Annotated in this window: 15 protein-coding genes, 6 tRNA genes and 1 rRNA gene; 14 read left to right on the top strand and 8 right to left on the bottom strand. The window is 39.7% G+C overall.

Annotation, left to right across the window (positions count from 1 at the left end; genetic code table 11):
* Positions 1 to 54 precede the first annotated feature (54 nt).
* Positions 55 to 131: transfer RNA gene (locus tag PVK70_RS13445), tRNA-Thr, on the top strand.
* A 17-nt stretch (positions 132 to 148) separates the two neighbouring features.
* Positions 149 to 264 (top strand): 5S ribosomal RNA (rrf, locus tag PVK70_RS13450).
* Positions 265 to 313: 49 nt separating this feature from the next.
* Here the strand turns inward: rrf and ilvY are convergent.
* Positions 314 to 1,198: an HTH-type transcriptional activator IlvY gene (gene ilvY / locus PVK70_RS13455; protein WP_130045637.1), complete on the bottom strand. Its 885-nt coding sequence runs from the start codon at positions 1,196 to 1,198 to the stop codon at positions 314 to 316.
* Between the two features lie 127 nt (positions 1,199 to 1,325).
* Here ilvY and ilvC point away from each other — a divergent pair, with 127 nt between their 5' ends.
* On the top strand, positions 1,326 to 2,810 hold the full coding sequence (gene ilvC, locus PVK70_RS13460; protein WP_130048601.1) for a ketol-acid reductoisomerase: 1,485 nt from the start codon (positions 1,326 to 1,328) through the stop codon (positions 2,808 to 2,810).
* A gap of 82 nt (positions 2,811 to 2,892) precedes the next feature.
* Here ilvC and ubiK read toward each other — a convergent pair whose 3' ends face one another.
* From ubiK to PVK70_RS13480, 4 genes are all read right to left on the bottom strand, one after another.
* The gene (gene ubiK, locus PVK70_RS13465; protein WP_130048600.1) at positions 2,893 to 3,144 is read right to left on the bottom strand and encodes a ubiquinone biosynthesis accessory factor UbiK; all 252 of its coding nucleotides are present in this window, start codon (positions 3,142 to 3,144) and stop codon (positions 2,893 to 2,895) included.
* 110 nt (positions 3,145 to 3,254) lie between these two features.
* Entirely contained in the window at positions 3,255 to 6,326 is a 3,072-nt protein-coding gene (locus PVK70_RS13470; RefSeq protein ID WP_130048599.1) for a multidrug efflux RND transporter permease subunit, read from the bottom strand.
* Between the two features lie 11 nt (positions 6,327 to 6,337).
* Positions 6,338 to 7,444: an efflux RND transporter periplasmic adaptor subunit gene (locus PVK70_RS13475; RefSeq protein WP_130045641.1), complete on the bottom strand. Its 1,107-nt coding sequence runs from the start codon at positions 7,442 to 7,444 to the stop codon at positions 6,338 to 6,340.
* Between the two features lie 18 nt (positions 7,445 to 7,462).
* Positions 7,463 to 8,029 (bottom strand): TetR/AcrR family transcriptional regulator, encoded by a 567-nt coding sequence (locus tag PVK70_RS13480; RefSeq protein ID WP_130048598.1) that lies wholly within the window; start codon positions 8,027 to 8,029, stop codon positions 7,463 to 7,465.
* Positions 8,030 to 8,215: 186 nt separating this feature from the next.
* Between PVK70_RS13480 and rep the strand changes: the two genes are divergently transcribed.
* A complete protein-coding gene (gene rep, locus PVK70_RS13485) occupies positions 8,216 to 10,231 on the top strand; it encodes a DNA helicase Rep (protein ID WP_130048597.1) in 2,016 nt (671 codons plus the stop codon).
* A 74-nt stretch (positions 10,232 to 10,305) separates the two neighbouring features.
* Here the strand turns inward: rep and PVK70_RS13490 are convergent, their stop codons facing one another.
* The gene (locus PVK70_RS13490) at positions 10,306 to 10,713 is read right to left on the bottom strand and encodes a c-type cytochrome (RefSeq protein ID WP_130048596.1); all 408 of its coding nucleotides are present in this window, start codon (positions 10,711 to 10,713) and stop codon (positions 10,306 to 10,308) included.
* Positions 10,714 to 10,993: 280 nt separating this feature from the next.
* On the opposite strand from PVK70_RS13490, the gene PVK70_RS13495 reads away from it, so the two are divergent.
* The 10 genes from PVK70_RS13495 (at position 10,994) to PVK70_RS13540 (ending at position 19,438) form a co-directional block, all read left to right on the top strand.
* Positions 10,994 to 11,070: transfer RNA gene (locus tag PVK70_RS13495), tRNA-Arg, on the top strand.
* 34 nt (positions 11,071 to 11,104) lie between these two features.
* Positions 11,105 to 11,180, top strand: a tRNA-His gene (locus PVK70_RS13500).
* Positions 11,181 to 11,252: 72 nt separating this feature from the next.
* Positions 11,253 to 11,329, top strand: a tRNA-Pro gene (locus tag PVK70_RS13505).
* 43 nt (positions 11,330 to 11,372) lie between these two features.
* Positions 11,373 to 11,448, top strand: a tRNA-His gene (locus PVK70_RS13510).
* Positions 11,449 to 11,519: 71 nt separating this feature from the next.
* Positions 11,520 to 11,596: transfer RNA gene (locus PVK70_RS13515), tRNA-Pro, on the top strand.
* A gap of 560 nt (positions 11,597 to 12,156) precedes the next feature.
* Positions 12,157 to 13,872 carry a dipeptide ABC transporter ATP-binding protein gene (locus PVK70_RS13520; protein WP_165367208.1) on the top strand — a complete coding sequence of 572 codons (1,716 nt, stop codon included), beginning with the start codon at positions 12,157 to 12,159 and terminating at the stop codon, positions 13,870 to 13,872.
* 64 nt (positions 13,873 to 13,936) lie between these two features.
* Positions 13,937 to 15,550, top strand: coding sequence for an ABC transporter substrate-binding protein (locus PVK70_RS13525; protein ID WP_130048594.1), 1,614 nt, complete (start codon positions 13,937 to 13,939; stop codon positions 15,548 to 15,550).
* Positions 15,551 to 15,692: 142 nt separating this feature from the next.
* Entirely contained in the window at positions 15,693 to 16,670 is a 978-nt protein-coding gene (locus tag PVK70_RS13530) for an ABC transporter permease (protein WP_130045646.1), read from the top strand.
* Between the two features lie 2 nt (positions 16,671 to 16,672).
* Positions 16,673 to 17,614 (top strand): ABC transporter permease, encoded by a 942-nt coding sequence (locus tag PVK70_RS13535; RefSeq protein ID WP_130048593.1) that lies wholly within the window; start codon positions 16,673 to 16,675, stop codon positions 17,612 to 17,614.
* Between the two features lie 237 nt (positions 17,615 to 17,851).
* Entirely contained in the window at positions 17,852 to 19,438 is a 1,587-nt protein-coding gene (locus PVK70_RS13540; protein ID WP_130048592.1) for a BCCT family transporter, read from the top strand.
* Between the two features lie 58 nt (positions 19,439 to 19,496).
* Here PVK70_RS13540 and PVK70_RS13545 read toward each other — a convergent pair whose 3' ends face one another.
* Complete coding sequence (locus tag PVK70_RS13545; protein WP_130048606.1) at positions 19,497 to 20,213, bottom strand: 3'-5' exonuclease; 717 nt, start codon at positions 20,211 to 20,213, stop codon at positions 19,497 to 19,499.
* Between the two features lie 9 nt (positions 20,214 to 20,222).
* Positions 20,223 to 22,103, bottom strand: a complete 1,881-nt coding sequence (locus PVK70_RS13550; protein ID WP_130048591.1) for a DUF294 nucleotidyltransferase-like domain-containing protein — start codon at positions 22,101 to 22,103, stop codon at positions 20,223 to 20,225.
* Positions 22,104 to 22,229 lie beyond the last annotated feature (126 nt).

Consider the following 22,229-nt stretch of genomic DNA (forward strand, 5'->3'; position numbering starts at 1 on the left):
TAAAAAAGCCATCCTTTGGATGGCTTTTTTTCGATTACATAAGTAAATAGTATTGCTGATATAGCTCAGCCCGGTAGAGCGCACCCTTGGTAAGGGTGAGGTCCCCAGTTCGAGTCTGGGTATCAGCACCATTTACTAACAGATTTTGCTTAGCGACCATAGCGTTATGGACCCACCTGATCCCATGCCGAACTCAGAAGTGAAACGTAATAGCGCCGATGGTAGTGTGGGGTTTCCCCATGTGAGAGTAGGACATCGCTAGGCTCAAATTCTTAAAGGCTTCCCATTGGGAAGCCTTTTTTCGTTTTAACCATCAAATAAATGTATTTTCGGCTACTTGCCATAGCGCCTGAATGACTGAGTCATTTAATTTTGACTTCTTACAGCATAAGCCCAATTTAAAAGGCGCTATGGGTGATATGTTTAAACGCTGAACCTTATCTTTTACTGGACTGTTATTTATTACTACGTCTGGTGCTATACCAATTCCACATCCTAATGCGACCATACTAACAATTGCTTCGTGTCCTGATACTTGTGCATAAATAGTTGGTTTAATCTTTTGATCTTTAAACCATTGATTTGCTCTATTTCTTGCAGTCCCTGATTCTGGAAGGATAAATGGTAATGATTTCCAGTTTGTTGTTTCTTTATTAATTTCACTAATAAAATGATTATTGCCTATTGGAGCGATGATGGAGAGTGGAATTTCACTAATAATTTCAAAAGCGAGTTTGTTTGATAATTTTTCAGGTAGTGCAGAAATAGCAATATCAACCTCAGAGGATTCAATTTTATCAATTGCTTGAGCAGGATCTCCAGTAGATAGCTTAATATCAATGTGCGGATAGTTAACTTTAAAATCATTTAATAATTGAGGGAGGTGACTGTAGCTAGCTGTCACTGAACAGAATAAATTGAGTTGTCCCTTGAGGGTATTATTTACAATATTGGAACTTGCTTTGTAGCCACTCCATTCTGAACAGATATTCAAAGCTACTGGAATAAGTTGTTTTGCCGCAGTGGTTAATTCAACACTTCGATTATCTCTAATAAATAACGGGTGTCCAATTTCATCTTCTAGCTTTTGAACTTGCCGGCTTAATGCTGATGGACTCAGATGCATTGCTTTTGATGTCTGAGTAAAGCTATGACTTTCGCAAAGATGTAGGAATGTTTGTAAAAGTTTTATATTCATTTTGTGTTGTCAATTTTGCAATCATGTGTTGCTAATATATCACTTTTGACAATGTTAATCTTTCGTTATTATCTTTTTATACACAAGATCATCCTAATGGATTAAATGATATTTATGGAGTTTTATCATGGCTAACTACTTTAATACGCTAAATTTACGTGAACAACTGGATCAGCTAGGTCGTTGTCGCTTTATGGACCGCGAAGAATTTGCAACAGAGGCTGATTACCTTAAAGGTAAAAAGGTGGTTATTGTAGGTTGTGGTGCACAAGGTCTTAACCAAGGTCTTAATATGCGAGATTCAGGTTTAGATGTAGCTTATGCATTGCGTCAAGCTGCAATTGATGAGCAGCGCCAGTCATATAAAAACGCGAAAGAAAATAATTTTGTAGTAGATAGCTATGAAAATTTAATTCCTCAAGCCGATCTTGTTGTTAACCTAACTCCAGATAAGCAACATACAAATGTTGTTGAAACGGTTATGCCTTTAATGAAGGAAGGTGCAGCGCTAGGTTATTCTCACGGCTTTAATGTTGTTGAGGAGGGTATGCAAATCCGTAAAGACTTAACAGTAGTTATGGTTGCTCCTAAGTGTCCTGGTACAGAAGTACGTGAAGAATATAAGCGTGGCTTTGGTGTTCCAACACTAATCGCTGTTCATCCTGAAAATGACCCTAAAGGTGAAGGCTGGGATATAGCGAAAGCTTGGGCTGCTGGTACTGGTGGTCACCGTGCTGGTTGTCTTGAGTCTTCTTTTGTTGCTGAAGTTAAGTCAGACTTAATGGGTGAGCAAACTATCCTGTGTGGTATGTTACAAGCTGGCTCTATTGTATCTTATGAAAAAATGATCGCTGATGGCATTGAACCAGGCTATGCCGGTAAACTTCTTCAGTACGGTTGGGAAACAATCACTGAAGCACTAAAGTTTGGTGGCGTAACTCATATGATGGATCGTTTATCAAACCCTGCAAAAGTAAAAGCATTTGAGCTTTCAGAAGAACTAAAAGACTTAATGCGTCCTCTTTATAATAAACACATGGATGACATCATCCAAGGTGAATTTTCTCGTACAATGATGGCTGATTGGGCTAATGATGACGTAAATCTATTAGGTTGGCGTGAAGAAACAGGCCAAACAGCATTTGAAAATTACCCAGAATCGGATGTAGAAATCTCAGAGCAGGAATACTTTGATAATGGTATTCTTTTAGTTGCGATGGTTCGCGCTGGTGTTGAGCTTGCATTCGAAGCAATGACGGCTTCTGGTATCATTGATGAATCGGCTTATTATGAATCTCTACATGAGTTGCCGCTGATTGCAAATACAGTTGCACGTAAGCGTCTATATGAAATGAATGTTGTTATTTCTGATACGGCTGAATATGGTAACTATCTGTTCGCTAATGTAGCAACACCATTACTTCGTGAGAAGTTTATGCCTTCAGTTGAAACAGACGTTATTGGTCGTGGTTTAGGTGAAATATCAAACCAGGTAGATAATGCAACTCTGATTGCTGTTAACGAAGCAATTCGTAACCACCCAGTTGAATATATTGGTGAAGAGCTACGCAGCTATATGAGTGATATGAAACGCATTGCAGTTGGCGGTTAATTAGTACCAAATGAACATAAAAATGGCTTAACCTATGATGGTTAAGCCATTTTTTTATGTGTAAATTATGAACATATCAAAACTACTTTTCTGACAGTTTTTCTTCTAACTCAGCAAGCTTTTGTTCCATTACTGTTAGTTTTTGACGAGTGCGTAGTAGGACTTGAGTTTGAACATCAAATTCCTCTCTACTTACCACATCAAATTTGTTTAGTTGCCCTTGGATAACCTGACGTACTTTTTGCTCAACATCGCTGCCTAACTCTTTAACTGGTTGAGGCATTGAGTCATGAATTTGTTTTGCAACTTGCTCTAATTTTTTTGGATCAAACATCATTTACCCTTAATTGAATACTTTTCTTTATTTTAAGTAAAGCCTTGCCAATTGTCGCTAGTCAAATAAAAAAAAGGCTACCGAAGTAGCCTTTAATTTTTAAATCGTCATTAAGACTCTTTAATCTCTTTACCTTCTTCAAAAACAGGTAATGGTTTATGTTCACTTGCTAAGTAGCTGTAGATGACAGGTAGTACGAATAATGTAAATAACGTACCAATTGCTAAGCCAGCAACGATAACAATACCGATACTGAAACGTTGAGCAGCACCTGCACCTGAGGCATACATCAGTGGGATTAGACCTGCAATCATTGCCGCAGTCGTCATTAGGATTGGACGTAGACGAACTTTAGCAGCTTCAGTTACGGCTTCCATACGATTCTTGAGGTGATGGAGTTGCTCTTCTTTTGCCACTTCACAAATAAGAATACCATGCTTAGTAATCAAGCCTACAAGCGTAATCAAACCAACTTGAGAGTAGATATTCATTGTCGCGGCACCCCATGCAAGAGCGATTAAAGCACCACAAATAGCGAGTGGAACAGAAACCATGATTACCAATGGATCTCGTACTGATTCAAATTGAATAGCAAGAACCAAGAAGATGATAGCTAGTGCCAAGCCAAACGTAGCGTATAGTGCGCTACCTTCAGTTACGTATTGACGAGCTTCACCCATATAGTCATGGTTATAGCCACTTGGTAGTGTGCTAGCCGCCAAATCTTCAAACCATACAATCGCATCACCCATAGCGATACCTGGAGAGGGTACTGCACCAATAGTCGCTGAGTTTAATTGGTTGAAGTGAGGCAGTGACCTTGGTTCAGCAACAACATCAATAGAGATTAAACTGCCAAGAGGAACGGCTTCACCGCTGGTTGAACGAACATAGTAGTTGTTCATTGATTCAGGGTTAAGGCGGTATTTACGCTCTACTTGAGGGATAACCTCATACGAACGTCCGCTAAGATCGATTCGGTTAACGTAACCATCTGCCATCATTGTACTTAGTGTAATACCAATATCTTGCATGGTAATACCGTAAGCGCCAGCTTTATCTTTATCTATGTTGATCTTCATTGTTGCTGAATCAAAATTCAAATCAAGATCAGAGTAAACAAACAGTGGGCTACCTTTAACGCTTGTTAGTACTTCAGTGGCGATTTGGAATAAGCTTTCAAAACTATTTGGTGTTGTAATAACAAATTGAATTGGAAGACCAGAACCTGCACCTGGTAGTTCAGGCATTTGGAAGGCTGTTACTGCCATTCCAGGAATATCCTGTACTAACTCACCAACACGTTTAGCTACTTCAGCCTGGCTTGTTGTTCGCTCACTCCAAGGAACCATTGATGCGATACCAAACGCTTGGTTTGCATTAGGCACACCTGTAAATACTTGAGCAAAGGCAACCTCTGGTTGATTTGACAAAATTTTATTTACATCATTCATCGTATTCTGCATGTAATCAAGGTTTGCTGTTGAAGGAGCTGTACCCATCAACATGATTACCCCTTTATCTTCCGATGGTGCCAGTTCACTTGGAATGAACTTAAATAACAACGGAAGGGTAGCAAAAACAATAACAGCAAAACCAATAATTACAGGGCGGCGAGTCATGATTGTGTTTAGCATTACCTCATAACGATCACTCATCCCATCTAAAATATGATGTACTTTTTTCTCAAAGCGATTTGGCTCTTCATTTGCCACTAGCATTTTAGAACACATCATCGGAGACAGTGTTAATGCTACGATACCGGAAACAAATACCGAACCTGCTAGCGTTAGTGCAAACTCTTTAAATAGAGAGCCTGTAATACCACCCATCATTGCGATTGGAGCATATACCGCACCAAGCGTTAATGTCATTGCAATAACCGGAACCGCAATTTCACGAGTACCGATAATTGCCGCTCGGAAAGGGGTTTCGCCTAACTTGATATGACGGTCGACGTTTTCTAAAACAACGATAGCATCATCTACCACCAAGCCGATTGCAAGAACCATTGCTAATAGAGTCATCAAGTTCCAAGAGAATCCCATAGCTTGCATTACCATTGCCACACCAATAAGTGATAATGGGATGGTTACAATCGGGATAATAACTGCTCGGAAAGAACCTAAGAATAACGTAATAACGATCAGTACGATTAATGCAGCTTCAATGATGGTTTTAATTACTTCATGAATAGACTCATTAATTGCAATCGTAGAGTCATACATGATGTTCATTTTGATATTACTTGGTAAGTTCTTCTCTAATTGAGGAAGAAGCTCAAGTACATCAGCGGCAATGTTAATCGGGTTAGCACTTGGAGCGGCATTTATCGCAGCAACAACGGCTTCTTGTCCGTTAGCACTTGCACGATAAACGTCATGGCTCTTTTCAAGAGAAACTTTTGCGATATCGCTCAGGCGAACAATTTCCCCATCACTCGTTCTAATAACAAGATTTTCTAATTCTTCAACATTAGAAACTTGAGTATCAGCACTGCCGTTATAAAGAACAAATTCCCCCGTAGCTTGACCAGCAGCAGATTGAAAGTTATTGGCACTTAAAACACCCATAACATCCGTTGCCGTCATATCAATAGCAGCCATACGTGCTGGGTCTAGCCAGATACGCAGTGCATACTTCATACCACCATAAAGATCTACTTTTGAAACACCATTAACAGTAAATAGCTGAGGGTTAACAACTCGCTCTAAGTAATCGGTAATTTGACTTGATACTAACTCATCACTTGTAAAACCAATATAAAGAACAGAAGTTGTCGACCCTGTAGACATGGTTACTGTTGGATCTTCAGACTCTTTTGGTAGTTGAGATCGTACAGAGTTTGTCTTAGCCAAAATATCAGACAAGGCTGCATTTGGGTCAGTGTTTAACTTCATCGTAACCGTAATGGTTGATTGTCCCATTACCGATTGTGAGGTCATAAAGTCAATATTATCTGCTTGGGCAACCGCTTGTTCTAAGGGTTGAGTTATGAAGCCTTGAATAAGGTCAGCACTCGCACCGTAATAGCTGGTTGTTACCGTTACAACGGTATTCGTCATTTCAGGGTATTCACGAACTTGCATTTTGAAAATTGCTTGAATACCAAGCAAAGCAATCAAAAAGCTGATCGATACCGCTAAAACTGGACGTTTAATAAAAACATCAGTAAAGCGCATAGTTCCTCCGATTACAGCATTGGTGTTTCAGCAGGTGGTGTTGTCGCGTCGCTTTCCACAATACGAACTTTCGCATCATTGCTTAAACGAACTTGACCTGTAGTTACAACTACATCGCCAGGTTTAACACCTTCAAGAATATGAGCAATTGCTTCTGAACGCTCACCTACTTTTACAACGTGCTGTTGAACGCGTTTTACGCCGTCTTTTTCAGTGACAAGATAAACGTTATCACCATAAAGCGTATAGGTAATTGAAGTTTGAGGAATTACCACTTGGTTTTCTAATGTAGGTAGAATAATTTCAGCGCGAGCAAACATACCACTACGCAGTTTTCCACCGTTATTAGGGATATCAGCTTGAACTTCGATTAAACCACTTTGAATATTTACCGCAGGTTCAATAGCACTAATTGAGCCTTTGAAGATGTCCGCAGGGTAAGAATCAATTGAAATATCGATTTCTTGTCCAATATTAATGCGTGAGATGTCTGTTTGAGGAACAGTAAAGCGTAAACGCATGATACTTGTGTCTTCTAAACGAACGATGTCAGTACTTGGTTGTAAATATTGGCCAAGATATACATTACGAATACCAATTACACCGCTGAAAGGCGCTTTGATTTCACGACGATCAATAGATGCTTTCATGCCTTCAATATCAGCAGCAAGAGAGAAGTAATTTGCTTCTGCTTCATCGTATGCTTCTTTTGAAATAGAACCTTTCTTGTATAAGCCTTTATAACGTTTATATTTAGCTTCAGCTGCAGGAAGGCGCGCTTCAGTACTCTTTAAGTTTGCCTTTTCTACTTTAGAATCAAGAGAAACTAATACTTGGCCTTTTTTTACTTGGCTGCCAGAATCAAACGAAATTTTATCAATGATGCCATTAACTTCAGTTGTTAACGTGACACCTTGGTTAGGTTCAATAAAGCCGATAGCTTCAATAGTTGGAGTCCAATGAGATGAAGCAATGGTTTCAACCGTAACAGGGAACTCGGGCTCTGGTCGGTTAGCCATATACTCAGCGATTTTTTGTTGTTTAAACATGTTAAAACCAATCACACTACCGAAAAGAAGTAGTGCAAGAAGCAACATAAAGAAAGTCCACTTTTTCATTCTGATTAGAACTCCGAATTAGTGTTTGATAATGGCATCCCAGCTAGCTTCAATAGCCGCATCGAGATCATCGTTTGTTAAAGTAAAAAAACCTTGAGCATGCTTACGAGCTAAACAAACACTCGCTTCTAAGCTCAGGCCAGTTAATATTTCTACACTTAGAGGTTTAAATACGCCTTGCTCAAGTCCATCAATAAAGAGTTGGTTTACTTGGGCAAACATTTCTTCCTCTAGTTCCTTAAATTTTACTAGATCAGAAGAAGGGAGTGAGTCGTATTGATTACGATTCAAAAAAGTATTCTTCTCTGAAATAGCAAAGTGCCAAATGTTAAGCCACATAGTACGAAATCGGACTTTAATTGGGTCTGAATCTTGTACATTTTCTTGGATAGCAAATGCAACACGTCGCATAACATTCAATTTTATTTCTTCGATTAATGCTTCTTTATCATCAAAGTAGCGATATATCGTGCCAGCAGCAACACCGGCTTGGTTAGCGACCTTCTGCATGGATAAGCCACGAAACCCGTCTGTCGCTAATAATTGCTCAGCCGATTCAAGAATGAGCTGACGCTTTTCCTTCATAAACTGATCCTTATGAAATGAATGAACGTTCATTCATTATTTTAGGCTACGATGAATAAAATGTAATCTGTTTTTGTGTCAAGAAACGTAAAGATCACACTTTTTCCTCGATGGTTTACATGGTATTCCATCAACGACAGCTTTATTATAGGCGCAAATATTCATTAACGATTTAATAGGTGATTAATGAGACTTAATCCACAGCAAGATGAGGCCGTAAAGTTTGTCTCTGGACCATGTTTAGTATTGGCTGGTGCAGGCTCGGGTAAAACTCGCGTAATTACCAATAAAATTGCCTACTTAGTTCAACAGTGTGGCTATAAGGCAAGAAATATCGCTGCTGTGACGTTTACCAATAAAGCAGCTCGAGAAATGAAAGAGCGCGTAGGTCAAACCCTTAGTAAACAAGAGTCTCGTGGATTAATGGTTTCAACCTTTCACTCGCTTGGGTTGGATATTATTCGTCGTGAATACAAAATATTAGGTTTAAAAGCTGGTTTTTCATTATTTGATGATCAAGACCAGCTTGCTCTATTAAAAGAATTAACAGAAAAACAGATCGATGGAGATAAAGATTTATTACGTCAGTTATTGAGTAGTATCTCGAATTGGAAAAATGACATGTTGACACCAGCGCAAGTCAAAGGTTTTGCGCGTTCAGAGCAAGATCAGTTGTTTGCTTTTTGCTATGAAATGTACCTCACTCAAATGAAAGCGTATAACGCTCTTGATTTTGATGATTTAATTTCACTTCCTGTTCTTCTACTTCGTAATAACCAAGAGGTACGAGAGCGCTGGCAAATGAAGATCCGCTATCTTCTGGTTGATGAATATCAAGACACCAATACAAGCCAATATGAATTAGTTAAGTTATTGGTGGGTGAAAGAGGGCGATTAACCGTGGTGGGCGATGATGATCAGTCAATTTACTCATGGCGTGGAGCAAAGCCTCAAAACTTAGTACTTCTAAATGAAGATTACCCAGCTTTGCGTGTCATAAAGTTAGAGCAAAACTACCGTTCAACGAGCCGAATTTTGCGAGCGGCTAATATATTGATAGCCAATAATCCGCACGTATTTGAAAAACGTCTATTCTCTGAAATCCCAGATGGAGAGCAGATTAAGGTTTTAACCGCTAAAGATGATGAGCATGAAGCGGAGCGAGTTGTTGGTGAGTTGATAGCGCATCGCTTCTTGAATCGAACAGATTACAAAGATTATGCGGTGCTATATCGAGGTAATCATCAGTCACGTTTGATTGAAAAATCGTTAATGCAAAACCGAGTGCCCTATAAAATCTCAGGAGGCACTTCATTTTTTGCGCGTGCAGAGATTAAAGACATCATGGCTTATCTACGCTTACTGACAAACCCAGATGATGATAATGCTTTTTTACGAGTGGTGAATACGCCTCGTCGTGAAATTGGCCCTGTAACTCTAGAAAAATTGGGTACCTATGCCAATATGAGAGGAAAAAGCTTATTTGAAGCAAGTTTTGAACTGGGTTTAGAGCAAACGCTTTCTGGACGAGGTTTAGAATCTTTACGTCGATTCTCTCATTGGATAGTGTCTATTTCTGAAAATGCTGAGCGAGGTAATACAGTAGAAGCGGTGCGTTCGTTAGTAAAAGACATTCATTATGAAGATTGGTTGTATGAAACATCAACCAGTGCAAAAGCCGCTGAAATGAGAATGAAAAACGTCTCAGATCTCTATTCATGGATTGTTGCTGATTTAGAAGGTGACAATTACGATAATGAAGAGAAGACATTAAAAGAGGTGGTACAGCGCCTTACTCTTCGGGACATGATGGAGCGAGGTGAAGACGAAGATGGTGCAGATCAAGTTCAGCTAATGACCTTGCATGCCTCTAAAGGTTTGGAATTTCCATACGTTTATTTAATTGGTGCAGAAGAGGGAATTTTGCCTCACCAAGTAAGCATTGATGAAGATAATGTCGAAGAAGAGCGACGATTGGCCTATGTAGGGATCACTCGAGCCCAAAAAGAGCTCACCTTTACATTATGTAAAGAACGTCGTCAGTATGGTGAATTGATTCGACCAGAACCAAGTCGATTCTTGGAGGAGCTTCCACATGATGATCTGGATTGGGAAATGAAAAAACCAAAGCCGACTCAAGAAGAAAGAATGGAAAGAGGAAAAGCAAACATCGCTAATCTCAGAGCCATGCTTAAGAAGTAAACAGACACAAAAATACCCACTGATAATACAGTGGGCATTTTTTATGATTGATCTAAATGAAGATAATAATCAGGTTATAAGCCTTTAATTAAATGCTCAACCGCCGCAATAACTTCATCATCAGAACAATTCATACAAGAGCCGCGAGCTGGCATTGCATTAAAACCATTAAGAGCGTGGTTATTGAGTGTATCGATACCCTTAGCTATACGAGGTGCCCAATCCGCTGCATCTTGTGTTTTTGGGGCACCAGCTGCGCCAGTGGCATGACATGCAATACAAAAAGTACTGTAAACTTGCTCGCCAGAACGAGGGCCCGTTGGTTCTTCAACCACAGGCACGTCACTTGCTAGATAAACTTGACCAACTGGCTTAATTCGCTCAGCAATTGCATCGTCAGAGTTACCTGCTGCAAAAGAGGTAGTTGAAAAAGTTAATGCAGCAACCGTTGCAATAATGATGTTACGAATAGATTTTTCCATAAAGCTCACTTTACACTCCCAGTTATTATTATTGGCTTAAGCCCGTTTTATTGTATTTACCGAGCAGAAAAACGAATTTAGTTAAACAGCTTCGTTAACTTCGTGTAAATATTGAGTGATTATATCTGCTTAAATTGTTGCAATAAACCACTATACCCAAAGAAAATGAGGATAAATACCAAGGAATTGTTGAAAAAGAGACCAAACGACAAAAAAAGTAAAAAAAACACTAGACGAAGGTCACGCAGATCCGTATTATTCCTCTCCGCCGATAGGGTATACGCCCGTAGCTCAGTTGGATAGAGCGTTGGCCTCCGGAGCCAAAGGTCGAAGGTTCGAATCCTTTCGGGCGTGCCATCCGGATTACAAATTAACGGCAAAAAAAGTAGTGGTGGCTATAGCTCAGTTGGTAGAGCCCTGGATTGTGATTCCGGTGGTCGCGAGTTCGAATCTCGTTAGCCACCCCATTATTTTGGTAGCTTTTATAAGTTTCCAGTTTTGATTCAAGCAACACCCCAAGAATCGAGACGAAAACAAGTCGGTGAATAGCGCAGCTTGGTAGCGCATCTGGTTTGGGACCAGAGGGTCGGGGGTTCGAATCCCTCTTCACCGACCACTATTTCAATAATCGCGATAAGCGGTTATATAAAAAATTAGTGGTGGCTATAGCTCAGTTGGTAGAGCCCTGGATTGTGATTCCGGTGGTCGCGAGTTCGAATCTCGTTAGCCACCCCATTAATTTATTGGTAGCTTTTATAAGTTTCCAGTTTGATTTAAGTAACATCCCATAAATCAAACAAAAACATCGGTGAATAGCGCAGCTTGGTAGCGCATCTGGTTTGGGACCAGAGGGTCGGGGGTTCGAATCCCTCTTCACCGACCACATTAAAAGCCTCGTCAGAAATGACGAGGCTTTCTTCATTTCTGATAGATAGAAAATTCTCACCATCATCACATTATCGCTATATTATTTTGCTCTTCTCTTCTTCTTATTTAATACGATTAAAGTAGTTATACCATCTTCTTATGTATATAAAATCCATTATATATATCGATACCTTACATATTTGCAAAATGAATTATTGAATAGTTATCTCATATTAAAATATCACACTGTTAAAAATGTTAAGATTAATTATGTAAACCATGGTGGTTTCCTGAATATTTTATCACTGTATGAGTATTTTTATTTTTGTCATTAAGTTCTTGTTTTACTTACATCACTAATGAGTATTAAGAGTGAGATTGAATGGTTTACTTTCATGCTTCATGATTTTTTATTCATTTAATTAGCATTAAATAGGTTAAAGCTCTTTAATTGTTGCTTTTATGTGAATAATTGACTACATTGGTTTCCTAGTTAAGTTACAACATTTATTGTTGTTTCGAATGGAATCAATGTGCAGACAGGGCAGGATGCTGTCGAGTAGTCGGAGTCTGATAATGTCACTTTTAGAAGTTAAAAATTTACGTATTGAATACCCATCTCGTCATGGCGTTCATGCTGCGGTGAAGTCACTGTCATTTTCAATTGAGCGTGGTGAGATTGTTGGTGTTGTTGGTGAGTCAGGAGCCGGTAAGTCGACAGTAGGTAATGCCGTTATTGATCTACTGAGCCCCCCAGGAGTTATCGCAGGAGGAGATGTTTTTCTTGATGGCGAAAAAGTATCAGGATTAACTTCTGAAGAAATGCGTAAAGTTAGAGGCTCTAAAATTGGTTTTATTTTTCAAGACCCAATGACCTCTCTCAATCCTTTATTCACCGTTGAACAACAGTTAACCGAAACGATCCACGCAAATTTAAAAGTATCAGCAGAAGAAGCTTATGCACGTGCGCTTTCGTTAATGGAACAAGTTGGTATCCCACAACCAGAGAATCGCTTAAAACAATACCCACACCAATTTTCAGGTGGTATGCGCCAACGTGTTGTTATTGCGATAGCCTTAGCAGGTGAGCCCGATCTTATTATTGCTGATGAACCAACGACTGCACTCGATGTATCGATTCAAGATCAGATCTTAAGTCTTATCCGTGATTTATGTGTTAAGAAAAACGTAGGTTGTATGCTAGTGACCCATGATATGGGTGTCGTATCGAACGTCACTGATAAAGTCGCAGTAATGTTCCGTGGCGACTTGGTTGAGTTTGGTAAGACAGAGAAAGTTCTGGGTGATCCTGACCATTCATACACACGCAGTCTTATCTCCGCGGTTCCTCGTTCAGACATCAAATTAGATCGTTTTCCTCTTGTTAGTTATATCGAAGAGGCGATTGAGCATGAGCCGATTGATGTAAAAAACCATTGGTTAGGACAAAGCCAAGATCAGCGAGAATATACAGGCCCTCTATTAAAGGTTGAAAATGTAAACCTTCGCTTTATAACCAAAGATTCATTTTTTGAAAGCCGTCGTGAATACGTTCAGGCATCAAATAATGTCAGCTTTGAAATACATGAAGGTGAAACGTTTGGTCTTGTGGGAGAGTCTGGGTCAGGTAAATCTACCATTGCGCGTATTATCTCAGGATTATATCCGCCTAACTCTGGCTCGGTCACTTTTGAAGGGATTGATCTAACCGCATTAAAATCTGAAAAAGAACGTCGCCCAATGCGTCGTCAAATGCAGATGGTATTTCAAAACCCATACACCTCAATGAATCCACGCATGAAAATCTTCGATATCATCGCTGAGCCGATTCGCTTCCATAAATTAACGCGTTCAGAATCAGAAACGCAACAGATCGTTAATGATCTTTTGGATCACGTCGGTTTGGGTCGAATGGCGGCCTTGAAGTATCCACATGAGTTTTCAGGTGGTCAGCGCCAACGTATCTCTATTGCTCGTGCACTGGCAACACGACCGCGACTATTAATTTGTGATGAACCAACGTCAGCTTTGGATGTATCGGTACAAGCACAGATCCTCAACTTATTAAAAGATTTACAGGATGAGTTAAATCTAACCATGCTGTTTATCAGTCACGATTTACCTGTTATTCGTCAAATGTGCGATCGCGTTGGTGTGATGCAAATGGGAACCTTATTAGAAGTGGCTCCAACAGAAAACCTTTATACCAACCCTCAGCATGAATACAGCAAACAATTAATTTCACTTATGCCTGAATTTAAAGGTTTAAGAGAGAACGCAACTGCGGTGTAAACCGTCTAATAATAAGTACAAATACAACAAACTAGGGAAACATTCCCGCATAAGGAGTTATGCAATGACCATGAAAAGTAAAATAGCAGTAGCGATAGGGCTTGTGATTGCAGGTGGTGCGTATTTAGCACTTAAACCATCAGATAAAGTGGTGGAGCAAAAAGCGATAGAATTAACACCAGCTGAGCAAGATTTTGATATTACCGTTGCTTATGATGCCGATCCTGTATCGCTTGACCCGCATGAGCAATTATCCGGTGGTACGCTACAGCTTTCTCATATGGTGTTTGATCCCCTAGTTCGTTATACGCAGTCATTCGACTTTGAACCGCGTCTTGCTGAAAAGTGGGAACGTATTGACGACAAAACCTTCCGCTTCAATCTACGTAAAGGCGTTAAGTTTCATTCAGGTAATGAAATGACAGCTGATGATGTTGTTTGGACTTTTGATCGTCTAAAAGACTCGCCTGATTTTAAAGCGATTTTTGAACCGTATGAAAAGCTAGTTAAAATTGATGATTACACCGTTGAGCTTGTTTCTAAAGGCGCTTATCCGTTAGTTTTACAGACAGCAACATACCTTTTCCCAATGGATAGTAAGTTCTATTCTGGAAAAACAGAAGAGGGTAAAGATAAGTCTGAAATCGTAAAACACGGTAATTCATTCGCTTCAACGCACATCTCTGGTACCGGTCCATTTGTCGTTAAATCTCGTGAACAAGGCGTAAAAGTTGTTTTTGATCGTTTCGACGGTTACTGGGATACCAACTCACCTGGTAACGTAGATGAATTAACTCTTGTTCCAATAAAAGAAAATGCAACACGTGTTGCTGCTTTACTTTCAGGTGATGTAGATATTATCGCTCCAGTGGCTCCAAATGATCACAAACGAGTGAAAAATACCAAAGATATCGAGTTAGTTACGTTACCTGGTACTCGTATTATTACCTTCCAAATGAACCAGAACAGTAATGAAGCTCTAAAAGATGTCCGTGTTCGTCAGGCAATCGTTCATGCGATTAATAACGAAGGTATTGTGCAAAATATCATGAAAGGCTTCGCTACTACCGCTGGTCAACAAGGTCCTTCTGGTTACTCAGGTTATGATGCAGAGTTAGTGCCTCGTTATGATCTAGAAAAAGCAAAACAGTTAATGAAAGAAGCGGGTTACGAAAAAGGCTTCAAACTTAGCATGATGGCACCAAACAACCGTTATGTTAATGATGCAAAAATTGCTCAAGCAGCAGCAGCGATGCTATCGAAGATTGGTATCAAGGTTGATTTAAAAACATTACCAAAAGCGCAGTACTGGCCAGAGTTTGATTTGTGTTCTGCTGACATGATGATGATCGGTTGGCATTCAGATACTGAAGATTCAGCAAACTTCTCTGAGTTCCTAACAATGACTCGTAATGAAGAAACAGGTAAAGGTCAGTACAACTGTGGTCATTACTCAAACCCAGAAGTTGACCGTTTAGTTGAAGCGGCAAATGTGGAAACGGATCCTGCAAAACGTAGCACAATGCTAAAAACAGTAGAAGATACACTGTATAACGATGCGGCGTTTGTTCCACTGCATTGGCAAAATCTTGCGTGGGGCGCGAAATCTAATATTGATATCAAACCAATCGTAAATGCAATGGAGTACCCATACTTTGGCGATTTAGTCGTTAAGTAACTGTCTGTAAAAAGGTTGTCCTGATATTCAGGGCAACCTTTATTCGTCATAAGAGATTCATTGATAAAAAAGTAATACCAACAATTTGTTAGATATGGATATATTTTCTATATCATTTTTAGGATTAAGAAGGGGACAAGGAATGTTTACGTTTCTGGTCAAGCGCCTGTTTCAGGCACTGATAGTGATGTTTGTGATCAGTCTGGTTGCGTTTTCCATCCAAGATAATTTGGGTGACCCGTTACGTGAATTGGTTGGGCAATCCGTTTCAGAAGCTGAGCGTCAAGCTCTGAGAGACGATTTAGGGTTAAATGACCCATTTATCACAAAGTACACTCGTTTTATTACTAATGCGGTTCAAGGTGACTTGGGCACGTCATATTTTTTCAAAAAACCAGCGGTAGAAGTGATTCTTGATAAATTAGTCGCGACCCTTGAATTAGTATTAGGGGCGGCAATTATTATTATATTTCTTTCGATACCTCTTGGTGTTTATTCGGCTATTCATCCAAAAAGTATTTTCACAAAAGCGATAATGGCGTTCAGTAGTATTGGTATATCGATACCTGTGTTCCTAACGGCAATTATGTTGATGTACGTATTCTCTATCGAATTAAATTGGCTACCGTCTTATGGACGAGGTGAAACCTATAATTTATTAGGTTGGGAATCAGGCTTTTTTACCATTGATGGATTGGCTCACTTGGTATTGCCTTGTATTTCCCTTGCTTCAATCATGCTTCCTCTTTTTATTCGTTTGGTTCGCTCTGAAATGCTAGAAGTGCTGAGCTCTGAATACATTAAATTTTCTAAAGCAAAAGGCATTGCAACAAATAAAATTTATTACCAACATGCTCTTAAAAATACCATGCTGCCAGTATTAACTGTAGGTGGTGTTCAGATTGGCACTATGGTGGCTTATACCATTCTTACTGAAACCGTATTCCAGTGGCCGGGAACAGGCTTCTTATTCTTAGAGGCGATTAACCGTGTAGATACACCATTGATTACCGCTTACGTCATCTTTGTGGGCTTAATCTTTGTAGTAACAAACACCATTGTTGATTTGTTATATGGATTAATTAACCCAACGGTAGATATTACAGGGAAAGGAGCGTAATCATGGATACCACAACAAACCACGTTCCAACACGTTGGGAACGATTTAAGTCATCTGATTTTTTGTATTATTTCCTGCGCGATAAAGTCGCCATGTTTAGTTTTGCCGTCTTTTTAACTTTTGTGCTTGGGGCACTATTGTCACCTGTCATTGCGCCAACTAATCCATATGATTTAAGCGCAATTGATATTATGGATTCAGAACTTCCACCGTCTTGGATGGAGGAGGGAGATGAACGTTTTCTTCTTGGTACGGATGACCAAGGTCGTGATGTACTATCAACCATTTTATACGGTTCACGTTTATCATTGACGATTGGCTTCTTAGCGGTAGCGGTACAGTTAACTCTCGGTATTATTATTGGATTGTCTGCAGGCTATTTTGGTGGACGAATTGATAGCTTTTTAATGCGCTTTGCCGATGTGCAATTATCATTCTCGACCATGATGGTTGCGATCATTGTTTCGGCTATCTTTAAGGCAAGTTTTGGAACCGAATTCTTCAGTCAATATGCTGTGATTATGTTGGTAGTGATCATTGGTGTTGCTGAATGGCCACAGTATGCACGTACTATCCGTGCGTCGGTACTGGCAGAGAAAAAGAAAGAGTATGTAGAAGCGGCAAAAGTGATGGGTTTTCGTTCTCCTCGTATTATGTTCCGCCATATTCTACCTAACTGTTTATCACCAATTTTGGTTATTTCAACGGTACAGATTGCTAATGCGATCATGTCAGAAGCGGCACTCTCTTTCTTAGGGTTAGGTTTGCCAGTTGATCAGCCTTCGTTAGGATCATTAATCAGTATTGGATTTAACTATATTTTTTCTGGTTCGTGGTGGATTACTGCTTTTCCAGGGTTAGTTTTGGTGACGTTAGTGTTAGTTATTAACTTGCTTGGTGACTGGTTAAGAGATGTGTTTAACCCGAAAATTTACAAAGGCTAAATAGCATAAAATGAATAAAAAAGCGGTGGTTTACTCATCGCTTTTTTTTCGTCTGTAAAACACGCTTCATGTATTACATTGACGATTTTAGGCATATTTTGTTGTTTTTCTGACTAATTTGTCGCTTTTACTGGCAATAATTCACTCAGTTGTTAGGATCTAAGAGTGTGTTTAAATATTTACAGTGAGTATTTGAATTAAACCAAAACAGAGAGTATCAACTCGAAGTGAGGAATAATGAGTAGAAATAAGGACAAATACAGTATAGATAATACGGACTATACTGTTGGACAGGATAACGTTCAAAAATGGGGGTTTGATGTTCACAATCCCGTCTTCGGCATCAGTGCTGGTCTGATCGCCCTCTTCTTAATTGCCGTTGCGGTAACCGATCCTGAAGCAGCAAAAACGGTTTTAGATGGCTTTAAATGGAAAATCATCAACGCATTTGATGGTTTATTTATGTGGTCAGCAAATATCTTTGTTATTTTTTGTTTAGCATTGATCGTATCACCATTTGGTAAGATTCGTCTTGGTGGGGATAAAGCAAAACCTGACTATTCTATGGTTTCTTGGTTAGCAATGCTATTTGCTGCGGGCATGGGTATTGGGCTTATGTTCTGGGGAGTAGCAGAGCCTGTTGCTTACTTTACTGGTTGGTTTGAAACGCCATTAGGTGTTGAAGCGAATACACCTGAAGCGGCAAAGCTTGCATTAGGTGCGACTATGTTCCATTGGGGTCTTCATCCTTGGGCTATTTATGGAGTTGTTGCCTTGTCGTTAGCGTTCTTTGCTTATAACAAAGGTTTACCGCTTTCAATGCGTTCAATTTTCTATCCAATTCTTGGTGATAGAACTTGGGGTATCCCTGGGCATATCGTCGATATTTTAGCGGTATTAGCGACTTTATTTGGTCTGGCGACCTCATTAGGTTTAGGTGCTCAACAAGCAGCAAGTGGTTTCCACCATGTATTTGGTATTGATGGTGGTCTAGGGCTTCAAGTTGCGATTATTTTTGTTGTTACTTTATTAGCGGTTATCTCGGTAATGCGCGGTATTGATGGTGGCGTTAAAGTGATCAGTAACATTAATATGATCATTGCGATTGTATTGGTGGCTTTTGTTGCCCTAGTAACGTTTGCTGTTTCTATGGGTACTATCCCAACAACCATCATGGGGTATGTGGAGAATATTATTCCTCTAAGTAACCCTCATGGTCGTGAAGATGAAGCGTGGATGCACGGTTGGACTGTGTTCTACTGGGCGTGGTGGATTTCATGGTCTCCATTTGTAGGTATGTTTATCGCACGTGTATCACGTGGGCGTACTGTTCGTGAGTTTTTAACGGCAGTATTAATTGTTCCAACGATTTTCACTGTTCTTTGGATGTCAATTTTTGGCGGTGTAGCGATTGATCAAGTCGTGAATAATATCGGTACGTTGGGCTCAGAAGGGTTAACTGATGTATCTTTAGCCATGTTCCAAATGTTTGATGCTTTACCGATGGGTAATATTCTTTCGATGATTGCTGTTGTTCTTGTTTTGGTGTTCTTTATTACCTCATCAGACTCAGGCTCATTGGTTATCGATAGCATTACTGCGGGTGGTAAAGTGGATGCGCCAATTCCACAGCGTGTATTCTGGGCCTTTATGGAAGGTGCTATTGCGGTAGCTCTGTTATGGGTTGGTGGTACTCAAGCAATTCAAGCATTACAAGCAGGCGCAATCTCAACAGCTCTACCATTCACCGTTATTTTATTAGTAATGTGTGTCAGCTTACTTATGGGTATGAGAACAGAGAAGCACAACAGTTCTTCATATTAAGTAAAAACGCAATAAAAAGCCGATGAAGAATAATTGTCTTCATCGGCTTTTTTTGTGTTTATAACCACAGCTTTTTAATTGGGTCACCCGGCGAGAAGTGATAATGAACTTGTGCTTGAAACAGTTCGGCTGTTGCAATTGCATCTGTTAATGCATGATGAGGAGGGTAAGCCGGTAAGCCATAGCGTAAGCGAGTTGTTGCCAAGCGTATTGACTCTGGTCGTTTTCCTTTAAGCCAATTGATTAGGCCCTTTGATTGCTCTTGTTGGTAGTTACCTTCGATTTGCATCGTATCAACAACAGGGAAGACAATGCCCTCACCAATCAAATTTTTTAAGTTAATATCAAAGAAATCACGTTCAATTCGTCGATAATGTACCACGACGACTTTCCCAGCCAAGGCGTCGAGTACTTTAACTAAAATACGGCGTAAATCAGGGGCATCTTGTAAATCAGAATGAGTAATGCCGTGAATTACCACGGACTCTTCCTCTAAGCTATCTTGTGCTTTTACAAACCAATGTTGTGATTCACGACAACGAATACGCTTTAGGGTAAAAGGAACAAGACCAATACTAATAATACTATTTTGATTGGCATCTAATCCTGTGGTTTCAAAGTCCAGTGCCACAAAATCAATCTCATTGAGTGGCGTGTCTTCATCGTAAGTACCAGCCTTATAGAAGTTCTTCAGCCTTTTATCTTTACTAATTTGAAATTTGTGATCAAAAAAAGAAGACCAATTTAAAATTTCTTGAGGAGAATGGGGAAACATCATTAACTCCTAAAATTTATTCGCGCTATAGCGATATTTTAAAAAGTTTTGAGCATTACTCAGTACCTGAAACGCATCTTTTAAGTTTCGACGTTCAAAATCCGACATGTTTTCAGGCTCAATATTATTATCTGGCTCATTACCAGCTTCTACATCTAATGCTTGGTGTCGTAAACGGACTAACGAAATTAACTCCATGGCATGGTGAAGATCGCTGCCTTTTGATTTTGGTAAAATCCCCGCTTCAATAATATCGTCTAAACGCTCAAATGAGTTTTGAGCTTGAGACCCAATAGCCAAGGCATGAACACGGATTAAATCTGCTAGCGGAGCAGTACCACGACGTTTTAGATTGATAGAGTTATTATGACGACCATCTTTCTCCATCACAAAATCTTTAAAGAATCCTAATGGTGGTGTTCGACGCAATCCATTTCTAGCAAGACAGGCAAGGAAGCGATTATTCTTTTTCGCTCGACGAACAATAAATCCATTAAGTTGCTCTGCCCATTTTGTACGACCATAAACACCATTTAAATCAAAGAAAATAGAGCTGTTTAATAAGGCTTGAGGATCGGGGTTATCAATCCAATCAGCAAAGCACTCTTCCCATTCTGACTGAGTTTTACGCCATTCAGGGTTGGTTGCCATGATATCGCCAGTACAATAGGTGTAACCACAAGCCGCTAAGCCATCACAAACAAAAGCAGATAACGCTTTGAAGTACTCTCCATGTTCTTTTTCGTTGTAGTCATTATCTAAAATAATTGCGTTGTCTTGGTCGGTAACAATTAACTGCTCATCACGAGCCATAGATCCAAGCGCTAAGAAACAATAAGGCACTGGCGGTGGACCAAGTTCCTCTTCTGCGAGTTCTAATAATCGTTGTTTAAAGCTTCGGCCAATCTCAGACATAGCACTACCAACCATGTGTGAGTTTGCGTCTTCATTCACCATTCGGATAAAGCAATCTTTAAGCTGAGTCGATAAAATCACCAAGTCTTCAATGGTTTGTTGTTGGAAGATACTACTTACAAATAACAGGCTGTTTTGAGACTCATAGCGAACAATGTCGGACACTTCAAGAACACCAATGGGCTGTTTATTTCGCAACACAGGAAGGTGATGGACGTTGTAGCGAAGCATCATCAGCATCGCTTCAAATACATATGCATTATGATCGAGTGAGATAAGCTCTGTTGACATTACCTCAGAAACTGGTGTGTTAGAATCCAAACCACAGGCCAATACCTTGGTGCATAGATCTCGATCGGTAATAATACCGACAAAGTCATTATCTTCTTCGTCAGTATCGATTTCAGGATCGGTAATTAACACTGCGGATACATTCTCTTCCGCCATTGTTTTTGCGGCGGATTGAATGGTTTCATATTTGGTGATCATAACCGCTTCACGAGTCAGTAAGGTTTTTACTTTCGAAGTGGTTAAATCATTCGCATCATCATGGTTATTTTCTACTGCTTGTTTTAGGCGAGTTGCATCTTCAACTTCAACAAAGTCAGAGAATTCGTCATAACGTTCACAGAAATCATCAAATACCGATTCAGGGATGCAATATAATAAAGAATCGTTTAAAGCTTTCGCTGGAAAACGCACTTTATTATTCATCAATAGCCCCATTTGGCCAAAGATGCTGCCTTCATCTAATCGATTGTAGAGCTCACCATTTCGGCGGTAGACTTCGATAATGCCACTGCGAACCATGTATAAATCTTTGATCTCATCACCAAAGCCAATCACCATGCTTTCTGCACGATAATAAGAAATTTCGACACTTTGGGCCGCTTCTTTTATCGCCTCTTCAGGCAGTAAATTAAAAGGAGGGTATTGGGATAAAAAGTGTTGGATCTCTAGCAGTTCAACTTCCATGTAGGGCTCGATAGTAATATAGAAAGTAAGGATTTAGTGTAGTTTATCATCATGATGATATCTATCTGAATTGCGTTTATATTTTGAAAATAAGCGTGATTTTTAAACAAAAATACACAGTAGAAT

Origin of the sequence: Aliivibrio sp. A6, assembly GCF_028765505.1 — a bacterium.
Taxonomy (GTDB): domain Bacteria; phylum Pseudomonadota; class Gammaproteobacteria; order Enterobacterales; family Vibrionaceae; genus Aliivibrio; species Aliivibrio finisterrensis_A.